Here is an 18,918-nt window from a genome sequence, read left to right on the forward strand (position 1 = left end):
TAAGCTATTAATGAGATGAAAATGACCCAGACAAGTTCAGCCAGTCAGGAAATGGCAGAAATGATTTTGGCTGTGGTCAATCAGATTCCGTATGCCAAAGTCGCCACCTACGGACAGATTGCTAGACTGGCAGGTTTACCCAAACATGCGCGATTGGTCGGACGGGTATTAAGTCATCTAGATTCGGACACTGATATTCCTTGGTATCGGGTGATCAATGCCCAGGCGAAAATCAGTGTGAAGCAACTGGACGAACATGGCCAGAATATCCAGCAGCAAAAACTCATGCAGGAAGGAATTTTTCTTAAAGGTGATCGCTTGGATTTAAAACGCTATCAATGGGATGGTCTGGTCAAGATATAAAAAAAATCCCCACTTGGTGAAAAGTGGGGATTTTAAACATAACTTAGTTGCGAATCACCATTACTGGGATATCCGCTTGGCCGAGAATGCTTTGCGCTACGCTGCCAAGGAACAGCTTTTTGAAGCCCGTGCGACCATGGGAACCAATCACGATCAGGTCAGAATTTAAATCTTTAGCTGCTTTGACAATCTCGCTATAAATTACCTGACCCTCAAGGAGCTGTGTATCCACTTCAACACCGGCACCAGAGAATTTTGCTTTGGCTTCATCCAGCGTTTTCAGGATGGAAGTACGGGCACGTTCAATCAGGTCATTGGTTTGTGCCGCAGAGATATATTCCGCAGCGATATAAGGGTCCAGTGCCAGCACTTGAACCACTGTGACTTTACTGTTAAATGCTTTGGCAATTTCTACAGCTTTATCCACTGCAGCATACGATGTTTCTGAACCGTCAACAGGTACTAAAATATGTTCAAAAGGCATTAGAATTCTCCTGAGGGGAATTTAGAGTTATAAAATTATGACGCGTTAAACCGGGTACGAATAGTTGTTTATACTTTGATCATAGCCTGTATTGTATAAAAATAAAACCAAGTAAATACATAGGTATAATGTCTAATAGATTAAAAAATGAAGCACCTGTTTAGAGCTATTTAATTGGGTGATTTATTTAGCCTAAGTTAATAATTTATATGTAATTAATGTGATAGCCTAAGACAGTGATTAATCACATCGAATAGAGGTCGGGTCTAATTTTATTTGCGGTGACAGCTGTTCATAGCGATTTAAAATTGTTTGAGTTTCACCTGCATAAATTTTTTGCTGTAGCTGCCGGATTTTATGTTCTGTCACATGTAAACGCGCACAATGTAATGCAATCTGATTTTCCCGGGTTACCGCCAGTCGTTGGCTCTGATCATATTCCGGATAGCGCCCGATTTTCTGCTGTGCTCTGCTGAGTTGTGCCAAGGACCGTTTTTGCTGCATGCTCATCAGTTGCTGCTGATTAATCCACTGTGCCACATCACGTCTGACGCCATTATAATCTACGAAAATAGGCGAGATGATCTGGCAGGCACTCAGGCTTGAAAGGCCAATGAGTAAAATAAATATTTTGATTTTATACATTTGGTGAATCGTCGAAGAATTAAAGAGTGCTATGAATGCGTGAATTACATACTAAAAAAAGCTTTTTTGTTTAAAATTTAAAAGTTTATTCTGTATTTGCATAAAGACTGAACATTTGTTTTTTAAAATGCTTGACGATAGAAGCTGAAATTACGATAATGCGCACACAGTTTACGGCTATGTAGCTCAGTTGGTTAGAGCACCGCACTCATAATGCGGGGGTCACAAGTTCAAGTCTCGTCATAGCCACCATTTTAAAAGACCAAGCTCTCAGCTTGGTCTCTTTTTTTGTCTTTTAAAAAGTACTGCAAACTATAAAAAATATTTGAAGCATCCACTAATTTTTTCAGATTTCTCAAAACATCATTTTTCCTTAATGTTGAGTCTGATCTTCATTTTACTGTCGCATAAAAAAATCGCCCAAGCATTCACTTGGACGATTCTGATTTACATCATTGAGAGCAGAATTTAGCTACCTGCTTTCCATCCATTGACGATTGGATAACGACGCTCACGACCATAAGAACGTGAACTGATACGTGGTCCAATGGCACCTTGGCGGCGCTTGTACTCATTGATATCAACCAGACGAATCACTTTTTTCACGACTTCAGCATCAAAGCCTTTGGCAATGATATCGTCTTGACTCATATCTTCTTCAATATAAGAGTACAAGATCGCATCTAGAATGTCATAGGCAGGTAAAGAGTCTTGATCGACCTGATCTGGACGCAGTTCTGCTGAAGGTGGGCGGGTAATCACACGTTCCGGAATCACTGGAGTTTCTGAAATGCTGTTACGATATTTCGCCAGTTCAAACACAATAGTTTTATACACATCTTTCAGAACTGCATAACCACCGACCATATCGCCATACAGGGTGCAATAACCGACAGCTAGTTCAGACTTATTACCGGTTGCCAGCACCAGATTACCGAATTTGTTAGATAGGGCCATCAATAAGGTGCCCCGTGAACGTGCTTGCAGGTTTTCCTCGGTAGCATCGACTGGAGCGTTGCCAAAGAACGGGAATAGCACCTGCATAAAGCCGCTTACCACTGGATTGATTTCGGCAATACCGAAAGTCACGCCCATATTTTTGGCTTGAGCCGCTGCATCTTCCACACTGATTTGTGCGGTATAGGTATAAGGCATCATCACGGCTTGAACTTTATCTGCACCAAGCGCATCTACAGCAATCGCCAGGGTCAGGGCAGAGTCAATCCCGCCAGACAGGCCCAGAATCACACCTGGGAAGCCAGAACGCTGTACATAATCACGTGTGGCCATGACCAGGCTTTGATAAATCTCAGCCATGGTGTCTAAAGCAGGTGCAATTGCACCTTTGCTGAATTGCAGTTGTTCAGCATTAAATTCTGCAATTGCCAGATTTTCCTGGAAAGTGGGTGCCTGTAAAGCCACCTCGCCAGATTTGTTGAGCACAAAGCTGGTACCGTCAAAGATCAGGTCATCTTGGCCACCGACCTGGTTGCAGTACACCAGATTGATATTTAGCTGTTTGACCAAGGCCGCCATGGTTTCAATACGATGTTGTGGTTTACCCACTTCATATGGCGATGCATTCAGCACCAAAGCCGTGTCGATATTCAATTTTGCCAGTTGCTGAACAGTGGCCAAAGACCAGACATCTTCACAGATCAGTACGCCAAATTTATGTCCAAGATACTCAAATACCAGATGCTGATGACCTTCGCCAAAATAACGCTTTTCATCAAATACACCATAGTTTGGCAACACTTGTTTGTTATAAACACCCAGTACTTCGCCATCTTTCATGACAGCAGCCGAGTTATAACGCTGACCATCTTCAGTTTGATTAACAAGACCAAAGACCATGACAATATCTTTTACTTCAGTTAGTTTTTCAAAAGCCGCTTTGGTGCGTTTCACCAGACTTGGGCGAATTAATAAGTCTTCTGCAGGATAGCCCAATGTTGAAAGTTCAGGAAAGATAATCAGATCTGCTTTATCTTTTTTAGCCTGATTGGCCAGATCAATCATTTTTTGCGTATTTGCATCCAGATTGCCCACATGTGGAGAGAATTGAGCAATCGCAATTTTAAAACTTTTCATTCCAAGTAAATCCTATTCCTATAGGTTGATACACTAAATTACTGATTTTTATAATTCTAATTATTCAGTTGAGTGCACTTCGATATTCATAAAATGCCAAATGGCTTAAATAAAAAAACTTTTTATCGCATGATCATTGAATCTTAATCTGCGATGCAAAATAATCATACCGGCCTATTTTATCGAAATTTTATCGATAAGCTAGAGTTGATTTAGCAGAACAGGCATTGAGTGAAAAAAGTTATTATATAAAATTAGAAAATATGCTGATTTTTTATGCATCTAGGCTTATGTAGATTTAAAGACTGAAGTGGAAATTTGGGCTTTTAAAATATGCTTTAGCTATATTGTTTGGAATTAAACTGATTAAATATCATCTGTTTATTTTTGGATTTAAAATAATATTCGGAATTTTTTTTAGAAAAATATCCCGGGCAATATCGCCTTGTTGTTCAATATTGTAGGTTGAAAATGATTTGTTGGGATTAAATTGATATTTGTACGGATTATATTTTCCCAAGCTGAGAAAATAAGCACTTTGTAAAAATGCCCCTTTTAAAAGCACATTGATCTGACATTGGTGCTGATAAATATGCGCCATCTCATGAATAAATAGTGCCTGATAAGATAAACTCTCGCGCGAATAATCTTCCCGATAATTTAAATTGCGTACATGGATGTAGCCACTGGGCGCCATAATGACATGTTTGGATTGCCAGGGCAGGTAGGGGTGATTCATGATTTTAACGCGGGAATAATCGATCAGGTTGCCAAATACTCGTTGGGAAATTTTGATTTCACCAGACGTTAAACTGCGGCACTTAAACTGTTCAAAACGAACCAGTCTCAAAATAAAGGGCAGAAAATACAACAGCATTCAATATACGTCCTGTTTTTAGGTGACTTAATCCGTGAATATGATTTTGATATGCTAATTTTAAAACGTTTCAGGTCAATTTTTTGTAGGCTTTTGTCAGCACTAAAAAAACCACCCAGGCGGGTGGTTTTTTTAAGTCTTTCGACGCGGTTCGAATTAACGAACGATATCGCGTTGAACTTCGCCAGTGTAAAGCTGACGAGGACGACCGATCTTGTAAGGACCGCTGTGCATTTCTAACCAGTGGCTGATCCAGCCAACAGTACGTGCAAGCGCGAAGATCACAGTAAACATTTCAGTCGGGATACCAATCGCTTTAAGGATGATACCCGAGTAGAAGTCTACGTTCGGGTAAAGGTTACGCTTGATGAAGTATTCGTCAGAAAGTGCGATACGTTCAAGTTCCATAGCCAATGCAAGCTGTGGATCATTGATGCCAAGTGCACCAAGAACTTCGTCACAAGTTTCTTTCATTACTTTCGCACGTGGATCGAAGTTTTTGTAAACTCGGTGACCGAAGCCCATCAGTTTAACTTCTTTAGTTTTCACTTTTTCCATGAAGCCAGCAACGTTTTCTACAGTGCCGATTTCGTCAAGCATCTTAAGAACAGCTTCGTTCGCGCCGCCGTGAGCAGGGCCCCAAAGTGCAGAGATACCAGCAGCGATACATGCATACGGGTTAGCACCAGTAGAACCAGCTAAACGTACGGTAGACGTAGACGCATTTTGTTCGTGGTCAGCATGAAGCGTGAAGATACGGTCCATTGCTTTTGCAAGAATCGGATCAACTTTGTAATCACGGTCTGCAGGAGTAGCAAACATCATGTGCAGGAAGTTTTCTGCATAACCAAGGTCGTTACGTGGGTAAACGAATGGTTGGCCGATGGTGTACTTGTAGCTCCAAGCCGCCAGCGTAGGAATCTTCGCGATTAAACGAATCGCAGTGATTTCACGGTGGTTCACATCTTCGATGTCAAGGTTGTTGTGATAGAACGCAGACAACGCACCAACCACACCTACCATGATCGCCATAGGATGCGCATCACGACGGAAACCATTGTAGAAACGGCTAACTTGATCGTGAACCATCGTATGGTTACGTACTTTAGCGTCAAATTCTTCTTTTTGCTCAGCAGTTGGAAGTTCGCCATTTAACAATAAATAGCAAGTTTCCAGGTAATCAGCTTTAGTCGCCAATTGATCGATTGGGTAGCCGCGGTGTAAAAGTACACCTTTGTTACCATCGATGAACGTGATTTTAGACTCGCACGCAGCTGTCGCCATAAAACCAGGATCAAAAGTAAAGTGACCTGCAGCCAACACATCTTTAACGTCGATTACATCTGGGCCCAATGTGCCGCTGTAAATTGGTAGTTCAATTTCTTTGCCATCAAGCTGTAAAACGGCTTTCTTGCCAGTTGCTTCAGACATTCAATAGATCTCCTGTCCTGGTGAATGTATATCCGCTTTGTCTATCAATCTTTTAATGCACAAAACGGACGGATCAAAAATTTGCTATAAGATTAGTGAGTACTGAAATTTTGTCAATTATACTTATGGATGAAAAAATGGCGGCCGCACAGCGGTTTAGTCATATTCGCTCAGTATAAAAAGTTCAGTAAAATCACAGCATCAAACCTCTATAATAAGTCAAATTGATGCAGAGGTGCAGAAAAAAATAGACTGCCTGGGGCATTTGTAAGCGTTTTTTCGTAGCAAGAAATGCGAGCGAAAGTAGTGAGAGATTAAGGTGAATATGCTTAAAACTATATAAATCTCATAACTTACATCGTTTTTACCAAGCTGAATTTCACAGGTGGAATTATAAATAAAAGCAATTAATTGAATTTTAAATCCGGTTTAATTGATTAAAAAATAGCTTAATAAATGGCCAACTTTGCAGCAAAGCTAGGCAGGATAAAAATAAATGAATGATTTTTTGAATCTAAATGCTTCAAATTGATTGAAAAACCCATCATCTGATGCACTAAGTCGCTATTTAACATCAGGTTATCTGAATCACTGTGCTGCTGCTGAATTGGGGCAAGTGGTCTGTTAAATATAGGCGCTTGATTTAAATCTGAATTAAAAAGAGATTTAAATAATATTTGTTATGGAACTGTGCATCTTTAGTCTAAAACTCAAACATGATCCTGTAGGCTGAAAACCGAGTAAATTAATCATCTTAATTATTTAAAAACAATCATATAGATAGGAATTGAAAGGGTAGAATAATATATAAAGTCTGACTTATTGTTGTTAATGATTCTTATTTAATGGTTTTTTATCCAAAAAGCCAAATTCAGCCGTTTGTATTTTAATAGTTCACGTTTTATAATTCAGTGTCGTTTTGATTTTAGGCATGTATTTGCCTGAGAATGCCAGCTTTCCTTCGAATTAATTCCAACAAACTCCGGATGGAGTTTTTACTTACAGGATGCCCGCTGTGAAAAGCAACAGACCTGTCAATTTGTCCATGGGTCAAGTTTTAGAAGTAAACTTAAAATCACCCGTGGCTATTGCATCAATTCTACACCGTCTTTCAGGTGTTATCGTATTCTTACTCGTACCGGTCCTTCTATGGATTTTAGACAAGTCATTGTCTTCGCCTGAAGGTTTTGCGCAAGTTCAAGAAATCTTTAACGGTTTCATTGTTCGCTTCATTGTATGGGTATTTGTCGCCGGCATGATTTTTCACTTTATTGCGGGTGTTAAGCATTTACTTGCTGACATTGGCGTTGCTGAAGAACTAGAAAGTGGCCGTGTTGCATCTACTATCGCATTAATCTTGTCTGCAATCGGTATTGTTGCAGCATTTGTATGGATCGTACTCTAATGAAAAGCGCTACTGGTTTAACAGGTTCAGGTTCTCGCGATTGGTTTCTCCAACGTGTCAGTGCTGTAGTTCTAGCTGTTTATACCGTTGTTGTACTGGGTTGGATTCTACTGAATGGTGGTTTCAACTTTGAACAGTGGTACGGCTTTATGATGACAGTTCCAATGAAGATCATGTCTTTATTGGCGGTCTTATCTCTTGTTGCACACGCATGGATCGGCATGTGGCAGGTATTCACGGATTATGTGACTACTCGTCAAATGGGTCCTTCAGCTTCAGGTTTACGCCTTGTACTGACTTCAGCAGTGATCATTGCTGTACTTGCATATGCAATCTGGGCGATCCAGATTTTTTGGGCGAATTGATAGGAAACAATCATGGGCGCTATAAACCCTAAAGAAGATTACACAAATATTCCGCATGAAACTTTCGATGCTGTCATCGTTGGTGGTGGTGGTTCAGGTATGCGTGCGTCTTACCAACTTGCTCAAGCTGGTTTGAAAGTTGCGGTTCTGACTAAAGTATTCCCAACTCGTTCGCACACTGTTGCAGCGCAGGGTGGTATTGGTGCATCTCTTGGTAACATGCAAGAAGATAACTGGCACTACCACTTCTACGACACAGTTAAAGGTTCGGACTGGTTAGGTGACCAAGACGCAATCGAGTTCATGACTCGTGAAGCGCCTCAAGTGGTTTATGAACTTGAACATCTAGGTATGCCATTTGACCGTAATGCTGACGGTACAATTTACCAGCGTCCATTCGGTGGTCACTCAGCAAACTACGGTGAAAAAGCTGTGCCACGTGCATGCGCTGCTGCCGATCGTACCGGTCACGCACTTCTTCACACGCTTTATCAAAGCAACGTGAAAATGGGCACTCAATTCTTCGTTGAATGGATTGCGCTTGACCTGATCCGTAACGAAAAAGGCGACGTTCTTGGTGTTACAGCAATTGATCAGGAAACTGGTAAAATTGCAGTATTCCAAGCAAAAGCGACTTTGTTCGCTACTGGTGGTGCTGGTCGTGTGTACCGTGCATCTACAAATGCTTATATCAACACTGGTGACGGTCTTGGTATGGCTGCTCGTGCAGGTATTCCATTACAAGATATGGAATTCTGGCAATTCCACCCAACGGGTGTTGCGGGCGCAGGCGTATTGTTGACTGAAGGTTGTCGTGGTGAAGGTGCAATCCTTCGTAACAAAGACGGCGAACCGTTCATGGAACGTTATGCACCAACTTTGAAAGACTTGGCGCCACGTGACTTCGTATCACGTTCTATGGATCAAGAGATCAAAGAAGGTCGTGGTTGTGGTCCTAAAGGCGATTACATCCTGCTTGATATGACGCACCTAGGTGCGGATACGATCATGAAACGTCTTCCATCTGTATTCGAGATTGGCAAGAAATTCGCGAACGTTGACATCACTAAAGAGCCAATTCCTGTAGTACCAACAATCCATTACCAAATGGGTGGTATTCCAACGAATATTCATGGTCAGGTGGTTGTTCCTGAGTCTCGTGAAACTGAAGCGCTTGTTGCTAACTACAACAAAGACACTGACGTTTACTCTACCAATGCCGAAGGTCGTGATTTTGCTAAGCCAGTAAAAGGCTTCTATGCAATCGGTGAATGTTCATGTGTATCTGTACACGGTGCGAACCGTCTAGGTACGAACTCATTGCTTGACTTGGTTGTATTTGGTAAGGCTGCTGGTCAACATATCATTGAATATGTTACTAAACAGCACGATGGTGAATATGAGCCGCTTCCAACAACTGTGCTTCAAGAAACTGTTGAACGTATTCGTAAACTTGACGAATCAACTACAGGTGAGAATGCTCAAGACGTTGCTGATGCAATCCGTGACATCGTTCAAGATCACGCTGGTGTATTCCGTACATCTGCGCTTCTGGACGAAGGTGTGAAGCAGATTCTTGCAATTGAACCGCGCGTACGCAACATTCACTTGAAAGACAAATCTAAAGTATTTAACACTGCACGTATTGAAGCACTTGAAGTTGAAAACTTGTATGAAGTTGCGAAAGCAACGCTTATTTCAGCTGCTGCTCGTAAAGAATGCCGTGGTGCACATACGGTTGTAGACTTTGAAGAGTCTCCAGACCATGCTGAATACCCATATGGTCGTCGTGATGATGAGTGGATGAAGCACACTTTATGGTTCTCTGCAGACAACCGTCTAGAGTATAAGCCAGTTCGTTACCGTCCATTGTCGGTTGACGCGATTCCACCTAAACCACGTACATTCTAATCAGGAGAATTCAGATGAGTAGAGGTACTCGTACATTTCATATCTACCGCTACGATCCTGACAAGGATAAAGCACCGTACATGCAAACTTTTAAGCTGGAACTGACTGACAAGCACCGTATGTTGCTTGACGCACTTCTCGCATTAAAAGTACAGGACGAAACTTTAACGTTCCGTCGTTCATGTCGTGAAGGTATTTGTGGTTCTGATGGCGTGAACATCAATGGTAAAAACGGTTTGGCGTGTCTTTGGAACCTGAACGATTTACCAAATGAAATTACTGTTCGTCCATTGCCTGGTCTTCCTGTAGTGAAAGACTTGGTGGTTGACATGAACCAGTTCTATGATCAGTACAACAAGATCCATCCATTCTTGATCAACAACCAGCCTGCACCTCCTAAGGAACGTTTACAGTCTCCTGAAGAGCGTGAGCATCTTGATGGTCTATATGAATGTATTCTATGTGCATGCTGTTCAACTTCATGCCCGTCATTCTGGTGGAACCCGGACAAGTTCTTGGGTCCTTCAGCATTGTTGAACGCTTACCGCTTCATCATTGACTCGCGTGACACTGGAACACAAGAGCGTTTGGCTCGTCTAGACGACCCGTTCTCATTGTTCCGTTGTAAAGGCATCATGAACTGTGTATCTGTATGTCCTAAAGGCTTGAACCCAACAAAAGCAATCGGTCACATCCGTAATATGCTTTTAGATATGGCAGGCTAATAGGCTGCTCTTCGCAGTTTAGAAAAAAGCACACCTTCAGGTGTGCTTTTTTTATGCAAACTATTGGAAAAATTAAAAAATCATAAGATAAAAATAAAGATACTATACTTAAAATGTATAAAGTTGAGTGAAACAGTCAGGAAAAGGGTAAGGGCTTTGAGCGCCATATAAGAAGAACATGTGATTATTTTGGGTATTTATGATTTTTAGATGTAAAACTGACCTGAAAAATAGCAAGAACGATGTTATTATGTAACGGAAATTTAAGGAGGGAGTGGATTGAAAGGTTTGCTCTCTTTTTATTTATCGGAAATGCTTAGGACTTAAGTCTACATTGAATCTATTTTTGAGATAAAGCACCATATATTAGAGTAAAATATCTGAACTGTATTTAGCCAATTTATGGAAGGTATGTGTCAAAAAAATCAATTGAAAAGTTGAGATTATGTTAGCATTTAGCCCATGACTATGTTTAAAAAATGCCACGCCAGGTACATTTTTTAAACACTACATAATCAGGGACTGGTATATAAAGGTAGACCCGAGTCGCTTTAGAAAAAATCTTTGTTAATGCTTGCTTTTTTCTAAGTCGATTTGCAAAAAATTGCCCGGTTTCGATCGGGTATTCAATGAGTGATGATGCCGCTGAGGGGCGTTATTGTTCATTAAACATATCAAGATTTTCTTGGTGTGGTGATAACGCCTCATGGCTTATGCCTTATGGGGGACTAGTATCATATTACCAATTTGATGCTAATAATCCTGGGTTTTGCTTAAAAAGCATCCTGAAAATGTTTTTGCAATAGGAAATGGGTCCACAAATGCAAGAAGTTGCTGACGCTCTGCGTCTTGACACTGAACTTTCCGCTGATAGTGCAGCGTATATTGAAGAACTTTATGAGCAGTATCTGACTGCTCCAGACTCAGTGGGTGCTGACTGGAGAGCGTACTTCGATAAATTCCCAAAAGGTGATCAACCACACAGTAATGTACGTGAGCAATTCCTACTTTTAGGTCGCAATTCAAGCCGTATTCAGCCTATTGTTCAGTCGACAGTCAGCTCAGAGCATGAACGTCGTCAAATTGGCGTGCTACAGCTGATTGCTGCGTACCGTAACCGTGGCCACCAGAAAGCAAAACTGGATCCATTAGGTTTGGCGAAGCGTGAAGTTGTGCCTGATCTAGATCTTGCTGCGCATGGTTTGACTCAGTCTGACTTAGACACAGTATTCAATACTGGTAACCTGGCGATCGGTAAAGAAGAAGCGACTTTGGCTGAAATGGTTCAGTCAATGGAAGCCACTTACTGTGGTTCAATCGGTGCTGAATACATGCACATCGTGGACACCAAAGAAAAACGTTGGATTCAACAACGTCTAGAAAGTGCACGCGGTCAATATGGCTTCAATGCTGATCAAAAGAAACATGTCCTTGAGCGTTTAACTGCGGCTGAAGGCCTAGAAAAATATCTTGGTAATAAATTCGTTGGTGCCAAACGTTTCGGCGTTGAAGGTGGTGAAGCATTCATCCCGATGGTCAACGAAATTATTCAGCGTGCAGGTTCTGTAGGCTGTAAAGAAGTTGTGATCGGTATGCCTCACCGCGGCCGTCTGAACCTTCTGGTTAACATCATGGGTAAGAACCCGGCTGACCTGTTTGGTGAGTTCGAAGGTAAGTCTATTCACAAGAAAGGTTCTGGTGACGTTAAGTATCACCAAGGCTTCTCTTCAAACGTGATGACTCCAGGTGGCGAAGTTCACTTGGCATTGGCGTTTAACCCGTCACACCTTGAAATCGTTGGCCCTGTGGTTGAAGGTTCGGTACGTGCACGTCAAGTACGTCGTAAAGACATTGGCGGCGATGACGTATTGCCATTAATCGTACACGGTGATGCTGCATTTGCAGGTCAGGGCGTCAACCAGGAAACTTTCCAGATGTCACAAACTCGCGGTTATACCGTGGGTGGTACAGTGCACATTGTGATTAACAACCAGGTTGGTTTCACGACATCTGATCCACGTGACGCGCGTTCTACTGAATACTGTACTGACATCGCAAAAATGATTCAGGCACCGATCTTCCATGTCAATGGTGATGATCCTGAAGCTGTGGTGTTCATTTCACAATTGGCACATGATTTCCGTCATACGTTCCGTAAAGACGTTGTGATTGACATGTTCTGCTACCGTCGTCGTGGTCATAACGAAGCGGATGAGCCAGCTGCAACTCAACCAATGATGTATCAAGTGATCAACAAGAAAGCGACTACGCGTACGCTTTATGCGGATCAACTGGTGCAACAGGGTGTTCTTGATCGTGCAAGTGCAGATCAGATGGTTGAAAACTACCGTGCAGACCTGGAAGCGGGTAATCACGTTGCCAATGCACTGGTACTTGAACCAAACAAAAAAATGTTTGTGGATTGGACTCCTTACTTAGGTCATGAGTACACAGACGAGTGGGATACAACTTTCCCAATCGAACGTCTAAAAGAGCTTGGCAAGAAAATGCGTGAGCTTCCTGAAGGCTTCGTGATGCAGCGTCAAGTTGCAAAAGTAATTGATGACCGTCTGAAAATGCAAACGGGTGAAATGCCTCTGAACTGGGGTGCTGCTGAAACTCTGGCGTATGCAACTGTACTAGATGATGGTTACTTGCTTCGTTTAACGGGTGAAGACGTGGGTCGTGGTACTTTCTCACACCGTCATGCAAAACTGCATAATCAGGTAGATGGTTCAACTTATCTTCCACTGTGTAACCTGAAAGAAAACCAGCCGCGTACTGCAATCTATGACTCTTTGTTGTCAGAAATGGCTGTATTGGCATTTGAATATGGTTATGCGACGACTCTTCCTAAGAGTTTGATCATCTGGGAAGCACAATTCGGTGACTTCGCAAACTGTGCACAGGTTGTCATTGACCAGTTCATCTCATCTGGTGAAACCAAATGGGAGCGTGTATGTGGCTTAACTATGCTTCTTCCACACGGTTTTGAAGGTCAAGGTCCAGAACATTCATCTGCACGTTTGGAACGTTTCTTGCAGCTATGTGCTGAAGACAACATGCAAGTCATCACACCGACTACGCCTGCGCAGATTTTCCACGCATTACGTCGTCAAGCGATTCGTCCAATCCGTAAGCCATTGATTGTTACTTCGCCGAAATCTTTACTTCGTCACAAGCTTGCTGTATCTAGCCTTGAAGAGCTTGCAAACGGTACATTCCAAACCGTGATTGATGAAGTAGACAACATCAACAAGTCAGATGTAACCCGTCTGGTTCTGTGTGGTGGTAAGGTGTATTACGACCTAGTTGAAAAACGTCGTGAAAAAGAATTGAACAACACTGCAATTGTACGTATTGAACAATTATATCCATACCCAGAAAAACGCCTGGCAGAAGTGCTTGCGCAATATCCAAACGTTAAAGAACTTGTTTGGGCGCAAGAAGAACCGAAGAACCAAGGCGCTTGGTTGTTCATCGCACCGCGTCTATATGACGACGTGATGAAAGCGGGTAAACAAGTACGTATTAGCTATGCAGGCCGTGAAGCTTCTGCTGCACCGGCATGTGGTTCACCATATTTGCATGCAAAACAACAAGCTCAGCTCATCAACGACGCGCTTGCGATCGACGCTGAATAATCCAGGAGATTCTAAGTAATGGCAACCGAAATTAAAGCACCGGTATTCCCAGAGTCAGTTGCGGACGGTACGATCGCAACTTGGCACAAACAACCAGGTGAAGCAGTGTCACGTGATGAAGTGATCTGCGATATTGAGACTGATAAAGTTGTTTTAGAAGTTGTTGCTCCTGCAGACGGTACACTTGCATCTATCATTAAAGGTGAAGGTGATACTGTTCTTTCAGCTGAAGTCATTGCACAGTTTGAAGAAGGTGCTGTTTCTGGCGCTACGCAAACTCAAGCAGTTCAGTCTGAAGAAAAAGTTGAACAAGCTGCTGCGCAAACTGAAGCGGGTAATGCACCGATCGTTGAACGTCAACAAGTACAGGACCAGGCTCCAGCAGTGCGTAAAGCATTGACTGAATCTGGTGTTGCAGCTGCTGATGTTGCAGGTACAGGCCGTGGCGGTCGCATCACGAAAGAAGATGTGGCAAATCATCAGGCGAAACCGGCAGCACCTGCAGCGCAACCATTAAGCGTTGCAGTGGGCGAGCGTATCGAAAAACGTGTTCCTATGACTCGTCTTCGTAAGCGTGTTGCTGAACGTTTACTTGCAGCAACTCAAGAAACTGCAATGTTGACTACGTTCAACGAAGTGAACATGAAGCCAATCATGGAAATGCGTGCACAATACAAAGACGCATTTGAAAAACGTCATGGTGCACGTTTAGGCTTTATGTCTTTCTTCGTGAAAGCTGCAACTGAAGCATTGAAACGTTACCCAGCAGTAAACGCTTCTATTGATGGCGAAGACATCGTGTATCACGGTTACTACGACATCGGTGTTGCGGTTTCTTCTGACCGTGGTTTAGTGGTTCCTGTATTACGTGATACAGACCGTATGAACTATGCTGAAGTAGAAAACGGTATTCGTGACTATGCTTATAAAGCACGTGACGGTAAGCTTGGTATTGAAGATATGACTGGCGGTACATTCACTATTACTAACGGTGGTACTTTCGGTTCATTGTTATCTACACCAATTCTAAACACGCCACAAACTGCTATTTTGGGCATGCACAAAATCCAAGAGCGTCCTATGGCGGTAAATGGTCAAGTAGAAATCTTGCCAATGATGTACTTGGCGCTTTCTTATGACCACCGTTTAATCGATGGTAAAGAAGCTGTAGGTTTCCTTGTAACAATCAAAGAATTGTTAGAAGAGCCAGCTAAACTCATCCTTGACCTTTAATTCTAAAGAATAAATCAGTGGGCTCGGAGCGATCCTCTAAGCCCATTTTTGGAGATAAAAATGTCTCAACAATTTGATCTTGTTGTTATTGGCGGTGGCCCAGGTGGTTATGAAGCGGCAATTCGTGCGGCTCAACTTGGCTTTAAAGTTGCGTGTATCGAAAAACGTATTCACAAAGGTAAGCCATCTTTGGGTGGTACCTGTCTAAATGTGGGCTGTATCCCATCTAAAGCACTGCTTGACTCTTCCCAACGCTATGAAGCAACCGTTCACGAACTTGCTGAACATGGTATCACCACAGGTGAAGTTAAATTTGATCTAGACACTTTGTTGGCACATAAAGACAAAGTTGTAGATCAATTGACGGGTGGTGTTGCTCAATTACTGAAAGGTAATGGTATCGAGTGGTTACAAGGTACTGGTAAATTACTTGCAGGTAAAAAAGTAGAATTCACACCGTTTGAAGGTGATGTACAGGTTTTAGAGCCTAAATATGTGATTCTTGCGACTGGTTCTGTACCTGTCAATATTCCAGTAGCTCCTGTTGATGAAGACTTGATTGTTGATTCGACTGGTGCATTGAAATTCCCAGAAGTTCCTAAACGTCTTGGTGTCATTGGTGCAGGTGTTATCGGTTTAGAGTTAGGTTCAGTATGGCGTCGTCTAGGTGCAGAAGTGGTTGTGTTTGAAGCACTGGATACATTCTTGCCAATGGCGGACAAAGCATTGGCGAAAGAATATCAAAAAATCTTGAAAAAACAGGGTTTAGATATTCGTTTCGGTGCCAAAGTTTCAGGTACTGATGTTAATGGTCGTGAAGTGACTGTTAAATATACCCAAGGCGGTGAAGACAAAGAACAAACTTTCGATAAATTGATCGTTTGTGTAGGTCGTCGTGCTTATGCTGAAGGTTTATTGGCAGATGATTGCGGTATTAAACTGACTGAACGTGGCTTAGTTGAAGTAAACGATTGGTGTGCAACTTCTGTTGAAGGTGTTTATGCGATTGGTGACTTGGTACGCGGTCCAATGCTTGCACATAAGGCAATGGAAGAGGGTGTAATGGCAGTGGAGCGTATCCACGGTCATGCTGCTCAAGTGAACTATGACACCATCATCAGCATAATCTATACCCATCCAGAAGCAGCTTGGGTGGGCTTAACTGAAGAGCAAGCCAAAGAAAAAGGCCATGAAGTGAAAGCAGGCCAATTCCCGTTTGCGGTGAATGGTCGTGCATTGGCAGCTGGTGATACGGCTGGTTTTGTGAAATTCGTTGCTGATGCGAAAACAGACCGTCTTTTAGGTATGCACGTTGTGGGTCCTAATGCATCTGATATCGCACACCAAGGCATGATTGCGCTTGAGTTTGTTTCTTCAGTTGAAGATCTTCAGTTGATGACTTTCGGTCACCCGACCTTCTCTGAAGTGGTACATGAAGCTGCACTTGCAGTTGATGGGCGTGCGATTCACGCGATCCAACGTAAGCGTAAGTAATTCGAAAAAAGAGCGACTTAGGTCGCTCTTTTTACATTTCATGGTTGTTTTTATTGGAACAATCATCTAAAAATAAAGATAACGATTTTAAGAAATGCTGGTACTGCTTTGACGGACGTCTGGGTGCTAGTGGGTTATAACAAGGCAAAGAAGTAATAAAAGGTTATTCAATGAATTTACATGAGTATCAAGCAAAAGCGCTATTAAAAAAATATGGTATGCCTGTACAGGAAGGGATACTTGCCACCAATGCCGATGAAACGGTACATGCTTTCGAGCAGTTGGGTGGAAAGTTTGCAGTATTAAAAGCGCAGGTGCATGCGGGTGGCCGGGGTAAGGCTGGTGGGGTAAAAGTGGTAAAATCGGCTGCCGAGGCTGCTGAATATGCCAACCAGATTATTGGTTCACGCTTGGTGACTTACCAGACTGATGCCAATGGTCAGCCGGTCAATAGCATTTTAGTCTCTGAGGATGTTTATCCGGTTGAGCGCGAGCTGTACTTGGGCGCTGTGGTGGATCGCTCGACTCGCCGCATCACTTTTATGGCATCGACTGAGGGTGGTGTTGAAATTGAGAAAGTGGCCGAAGAAACTCCTGAAAAAATCATTAAAGTTGAAGTTGATCCTTTAGTTGGTCTAGTGCCATTTCAGGCGCGTGAAGTTGCTTTTGCACTTAAACTCAAAGATGGACAAATTAATCAGTTTGTTAAAGTCATGACGGCTGCTTATCAGGCATTTGTAGACAATGATTTTGCTCTTTTTGAAATCAATCCGCTGTCTGTGCGTGAAAATGGCGACATTCTGTGTGTCGATGCCAAAATCGGAATTGATTCGAATGCGCTGTACCGTTTGCCTGAAGTGGCCGCATTACGTGATAAGTCTCAGGAAAATGAACGTGAGCTAAAAGCGTCTGAGTTTGATCTGAACTATGTAGCGTTGGAAGGTAACATTGGTTGTATGGTCAATGGTGCCGGTCTTGCCATGGCAACCATGGATATTATTAAGCTTTATGGCGGTCAACCAGCCAACTTCCTGGATGTTGGTGGTGGTGCGACCAAAGAGCGCGTGATTGAAGCCTTTAAAATTATCTTGGCAGATATTTCTGTGCAGGGTGTATTGATTAATATTTTTGGTGGAATTGTGCGTTGTGACATGATTGCTGAAGCAATTATTGCAGCGGTTCAGGAAGTAAATGTGACCGTTCCTGTGGTTGTTCGCCTCGAAGGCAACAATGCGGAACTGGGTGCAAAATTACTGGATGAATCAGGTTTGAAATTGATTTCTGCACATGGTCTTGCTGACGCTGCAGAAAAAATCGTTGCTGCTGTAAAAGCTTAAAGGGGTATTGATCATGAGCGTATTAGTTAATAAAGACACTAAAGTATTGGTACAGGGCTTTACAGGTAAAAACGGTACATTCCATTCTGAACAGGCTCTGGCCTATGGTACCAAAGTTGTCGGTGGTGTAACCCCAGGTAAAGGTGGTCAAACCCATCTAGAATTGCCTGTATTTAATACCATGCGTGAAGCGGTGAAAGAAACGGGTGCAGATGCTTCGGTGATTTATGTTCCGGCACCCTTTGTACTGGATTCTATTGTTGAAGCGGTTGATTCTGGCATTGAGTTAATTGTGGTGATTACTGAAGGTGTACCGACCATCGATATGCTCAAAGCCAAGCGTTATCTGGAAACCAATGGTAATGGCACACGTCTGATCGGACCAAACTGTCCGGGTATTATTACGCCGGGTGAATGTAAGATCGGGATCATGCCGGGGCATATTCATCAGCCGGGTAAAATCGGGATTATTTCGCGTTCAGGCACACTGACTTATGAGGCTGTGGCGCAAACCACAAAACTCGGTTTAGGTCAGTCGACTTGTATCGGTATTGGTGGAGACCCAATTCCGGGCATGAACCAGATTGATTGCTTGAAATTGTTCCAGGAAGATCCGCAAACTGAAGCCATTATCATGATTGGTGAGATTGGTGGTACAGCTGAAGAAGAAGCAGCTGAATATATTCAATCGAATGTGACTAAGCCAGTTGTTGGTTATATTGCGGGTGTAACTGCACCTAAAGGCAAACGTATGGGTCACGCAGGTGCGATTATTTCAGGTGGTAAGGGCACAGCTGAAGAAAAATTTGCTGCCTTTGAACGTGCGGGTATGGCGTATACGCGTAGTCCTGCTGAACTTGGTTCGACCATGCTGCAAGTGTTAAAAGATAAAGGTTTAGTTTGATATTCA

The 18,918-nt window shown here is 42.7% G+C and carries 15 protein-coding genes and 1 tRNA gene; 11 read left to right on the forward strand and 5 right to left on the reverse strand.

The genetic code is table 11. The features are described from left to right. Positions 1-21: 21 nt before the first annotated feature. Positions 22-363 (forward strand): MGMT family protein, encoded by a 342-nt coding sequence (locus tag BFN00_RS04475; protein WP_004730272.1) that lies wholly within the window; start codon positions 22-24, stop codon positions 361-363. A gap of 43 nt (positions 364-406) precedes the next feature. On the opposite strand, the gene BFN00_RS04480 is transcribed toward BFN00_RS04475, so the two are convergent. Together BFN00_RS04480 and BFN00_RS04485 are read right to left on the reverse strand one after the other, a co-directional pair. Further along, the gene (locus tag BFN00_RS04480; protein WP_004279425.1) at positions 407-847 is read right to left on the reverse strand and encodes a universal stress protein; all 441 of its coding nucleotides are present in this window, start codon (positions 845-847) and stop codon (positions 407-409) included. Between the two features lie 240 nt (positions 848-1,087). After that, a complete protein-coding gene (locus BFN00_RS04485) occupies positions 1,088-1,492 on the reverse strand; it encodes a hypothetical protein (RefSeq protein ID WP_071850585.1) in 405 nt (134 codons plus the stop codon). Positions 1,493-1,667: 175 nt separating this feature from the next. Between BFN00_RS04485 and BFN00_RS04490 the strand changes: the two genes are divergently transcribed. Continuing rightward, positions 1,668-1,744 (forward strand) — tRNA-Met (locus tag BFN00_RS04490). A 216-nt stretch (positions 1,745-1,960) separates the two neighbouring features. Here BFN00_RS04490 and BFN00_RS04495 read toward each other — a convergent pair. The 3 genes from BFN00_RS04495 to gltA form a co-directional block, all read right to left on the reverse strand. Continuing rightward, positions 1,961-3,586, reverse strand: coding sequence for an NAD+ synthase (locus tag BFN00_RS04495; protein ID WP_071850586.1), 1,626 nt, complete (start codon positions 3,584-3,586; stop codon positions 1,961-1,963). Between the two features lie 373 nt (positions 3,587-3,959). Beyond that, positions 3,960-4,463: a hypothetical protein gene (locus BFN00_RS04500; protein ID WP_071850587.1), complete on the reverse strand. Its 504-nt coding sequence runs from the start codon at positions 4,461-4,463 to the stop codon at positions 3,960-3,962. A gap of 156 nt (positions 4,464-4,619) precedes the next feature. Continuing rightward, positions 4,620-5,894 carry a citrate synthase gene (gene gltA, locus BFN00_RS04505; protein ID WP_004279429.1) on the reverse strand — a complete coding sequence of 425 codons (1,275 nt, stop codon included), beginning with the start codon at positions 5,892-5,894 and terminating at the stop codon, positions 4,620-4,622. Between the two features lie 1,006 nt (positions 5,895-6,900). Between gltA and sdhC the strand changes: the two genes are divergently transcribed. From sdhC to sucD, 9 genes are all read left to right on the forward strand, one after another. Further along, complete coding sequence (gene sdhC / locus BFN00_RS04510; protein ID WP_004279430.1) at positions 6,901-7,299, forward strand: succinate dehydrogenase, cytochrome b556 subunit; 399 nt, start codon at positions 6,901-6,903, stop codon at positions 7,297-7,299. After that, positions 7,299-7,664 (forward strand): succinate dehydrogenase, hydrophobic membrane anchor protein, encoded by a 366-nt coding sequence (gene sdhD / locus BFN00_RS04515; RefSeq protein WP_004279431.1) that lies wholly within the window; start codon positions 7,299-7,301, stop codon positions 7,662-7,664. Before sdhC ends, sdhD begins: the two co-directional genes overlap by 1 nt. 12 nt (positions 7,665-7,676) lie before the next feature. Beyond that, the gene (locus BFN00_RS04520; RefSeq protein WP_004646289.1) at positions 7,677-9,575 is read left to right on the forward strand and encodes an FAD-binding protein; all 1,899 of its coding nucleotides are present in this window, start codon (positions 7,677-7,679) and stop codon (positions 9,573-9,575) included. 14 nt (positions 9,576-9,589) lie between these two features. Beyond that, entirely contained in the window at positions 9,590-10,300 is a 711-nt protein-coding gene (locus BFN00_RS04525; RefSeq protein ID WP_004279433.1) for a succinate dehydrogenase iron-sulfur subunit, read from the forward strand. 821 nt (positions 10,301-11,121) lie between these two features. Beyond that, a complete protein-coding gene (locus BFN00_RS04530) occupies positions 11,122-13,944 on the forward strand; it encodes a 2-oxoglutarate dehydrogenase E1 component (protein WP_004279434.1) in 2,823 nt (940 codons plus the stop codon). 18 nt (positions 13,945-13,962) lie between these two features. After that, the gene (gene odhB / locus BFN00_RS04535) at positions 13,963-15,177 is read left to right on the forward strand and encodes a 2-oxoglutarate dehydrogenase complex dihydrolipoyllysine-residue succinyltransferase (RefSeq protein WP_071850588.1); all 1,215 of its coding nucleotides are present in this window, start codon (positions 13,963-13,965) and stop codon (positions 15,175-15,177) included. 60 nt (positions 15,178-15,237) lie between these two features. After that, positions 15,238-16,671: a dihydrolipoyl dehydrogenase gene (gene lpdA / locus BFN00_RS04540; RefSeq protein WP_005221253.1), complete on the forward strand. Its 1,434-nt coding sequence runs from the start codon at positions 15,238-15,240 to the stop codon at positions 16,669-16,671. Positions 16,672-16,841: 170 nt separating this feature from the next. Further along, on the forward strand, positions 16,842-18,008 hold the full coding sequence (sucC, locus tag BFN00_RS04545) for an ADP-forming succinate--CoA ligase subunit beta (protein ID WP_071850589.1): 1,167 nt from the start codon (positions 16,842-16,844) through the stop codon (positions 18,006-18,008). Between the two features lie 13 nt (positions 18,009-18,021). Beyond that, a complete protein-coding gene (sucD, locus tag BFN00_RS04550) occupies positions 18,022-18,912 on the forward strand; it encodes a succinate--CoA ligase subunit alpha (protein WP_004646291.1) in 891 nt (296 codons plus the stop codon). The last annotated feature ends 6 nt before the right edge of the window (positions 18,913-18,918 follow it).

The sequence above is a fragment of the Acinetobacter sp. AR2-3 genome (assembly GCF_001878775.1).
GTDB lineage: Bacteria > Pseudomonadota > Gammaproteobacteria > Pseudomonadales > Moraxellaceae > Acinetobacter > Acinetobacter lwoffii_D.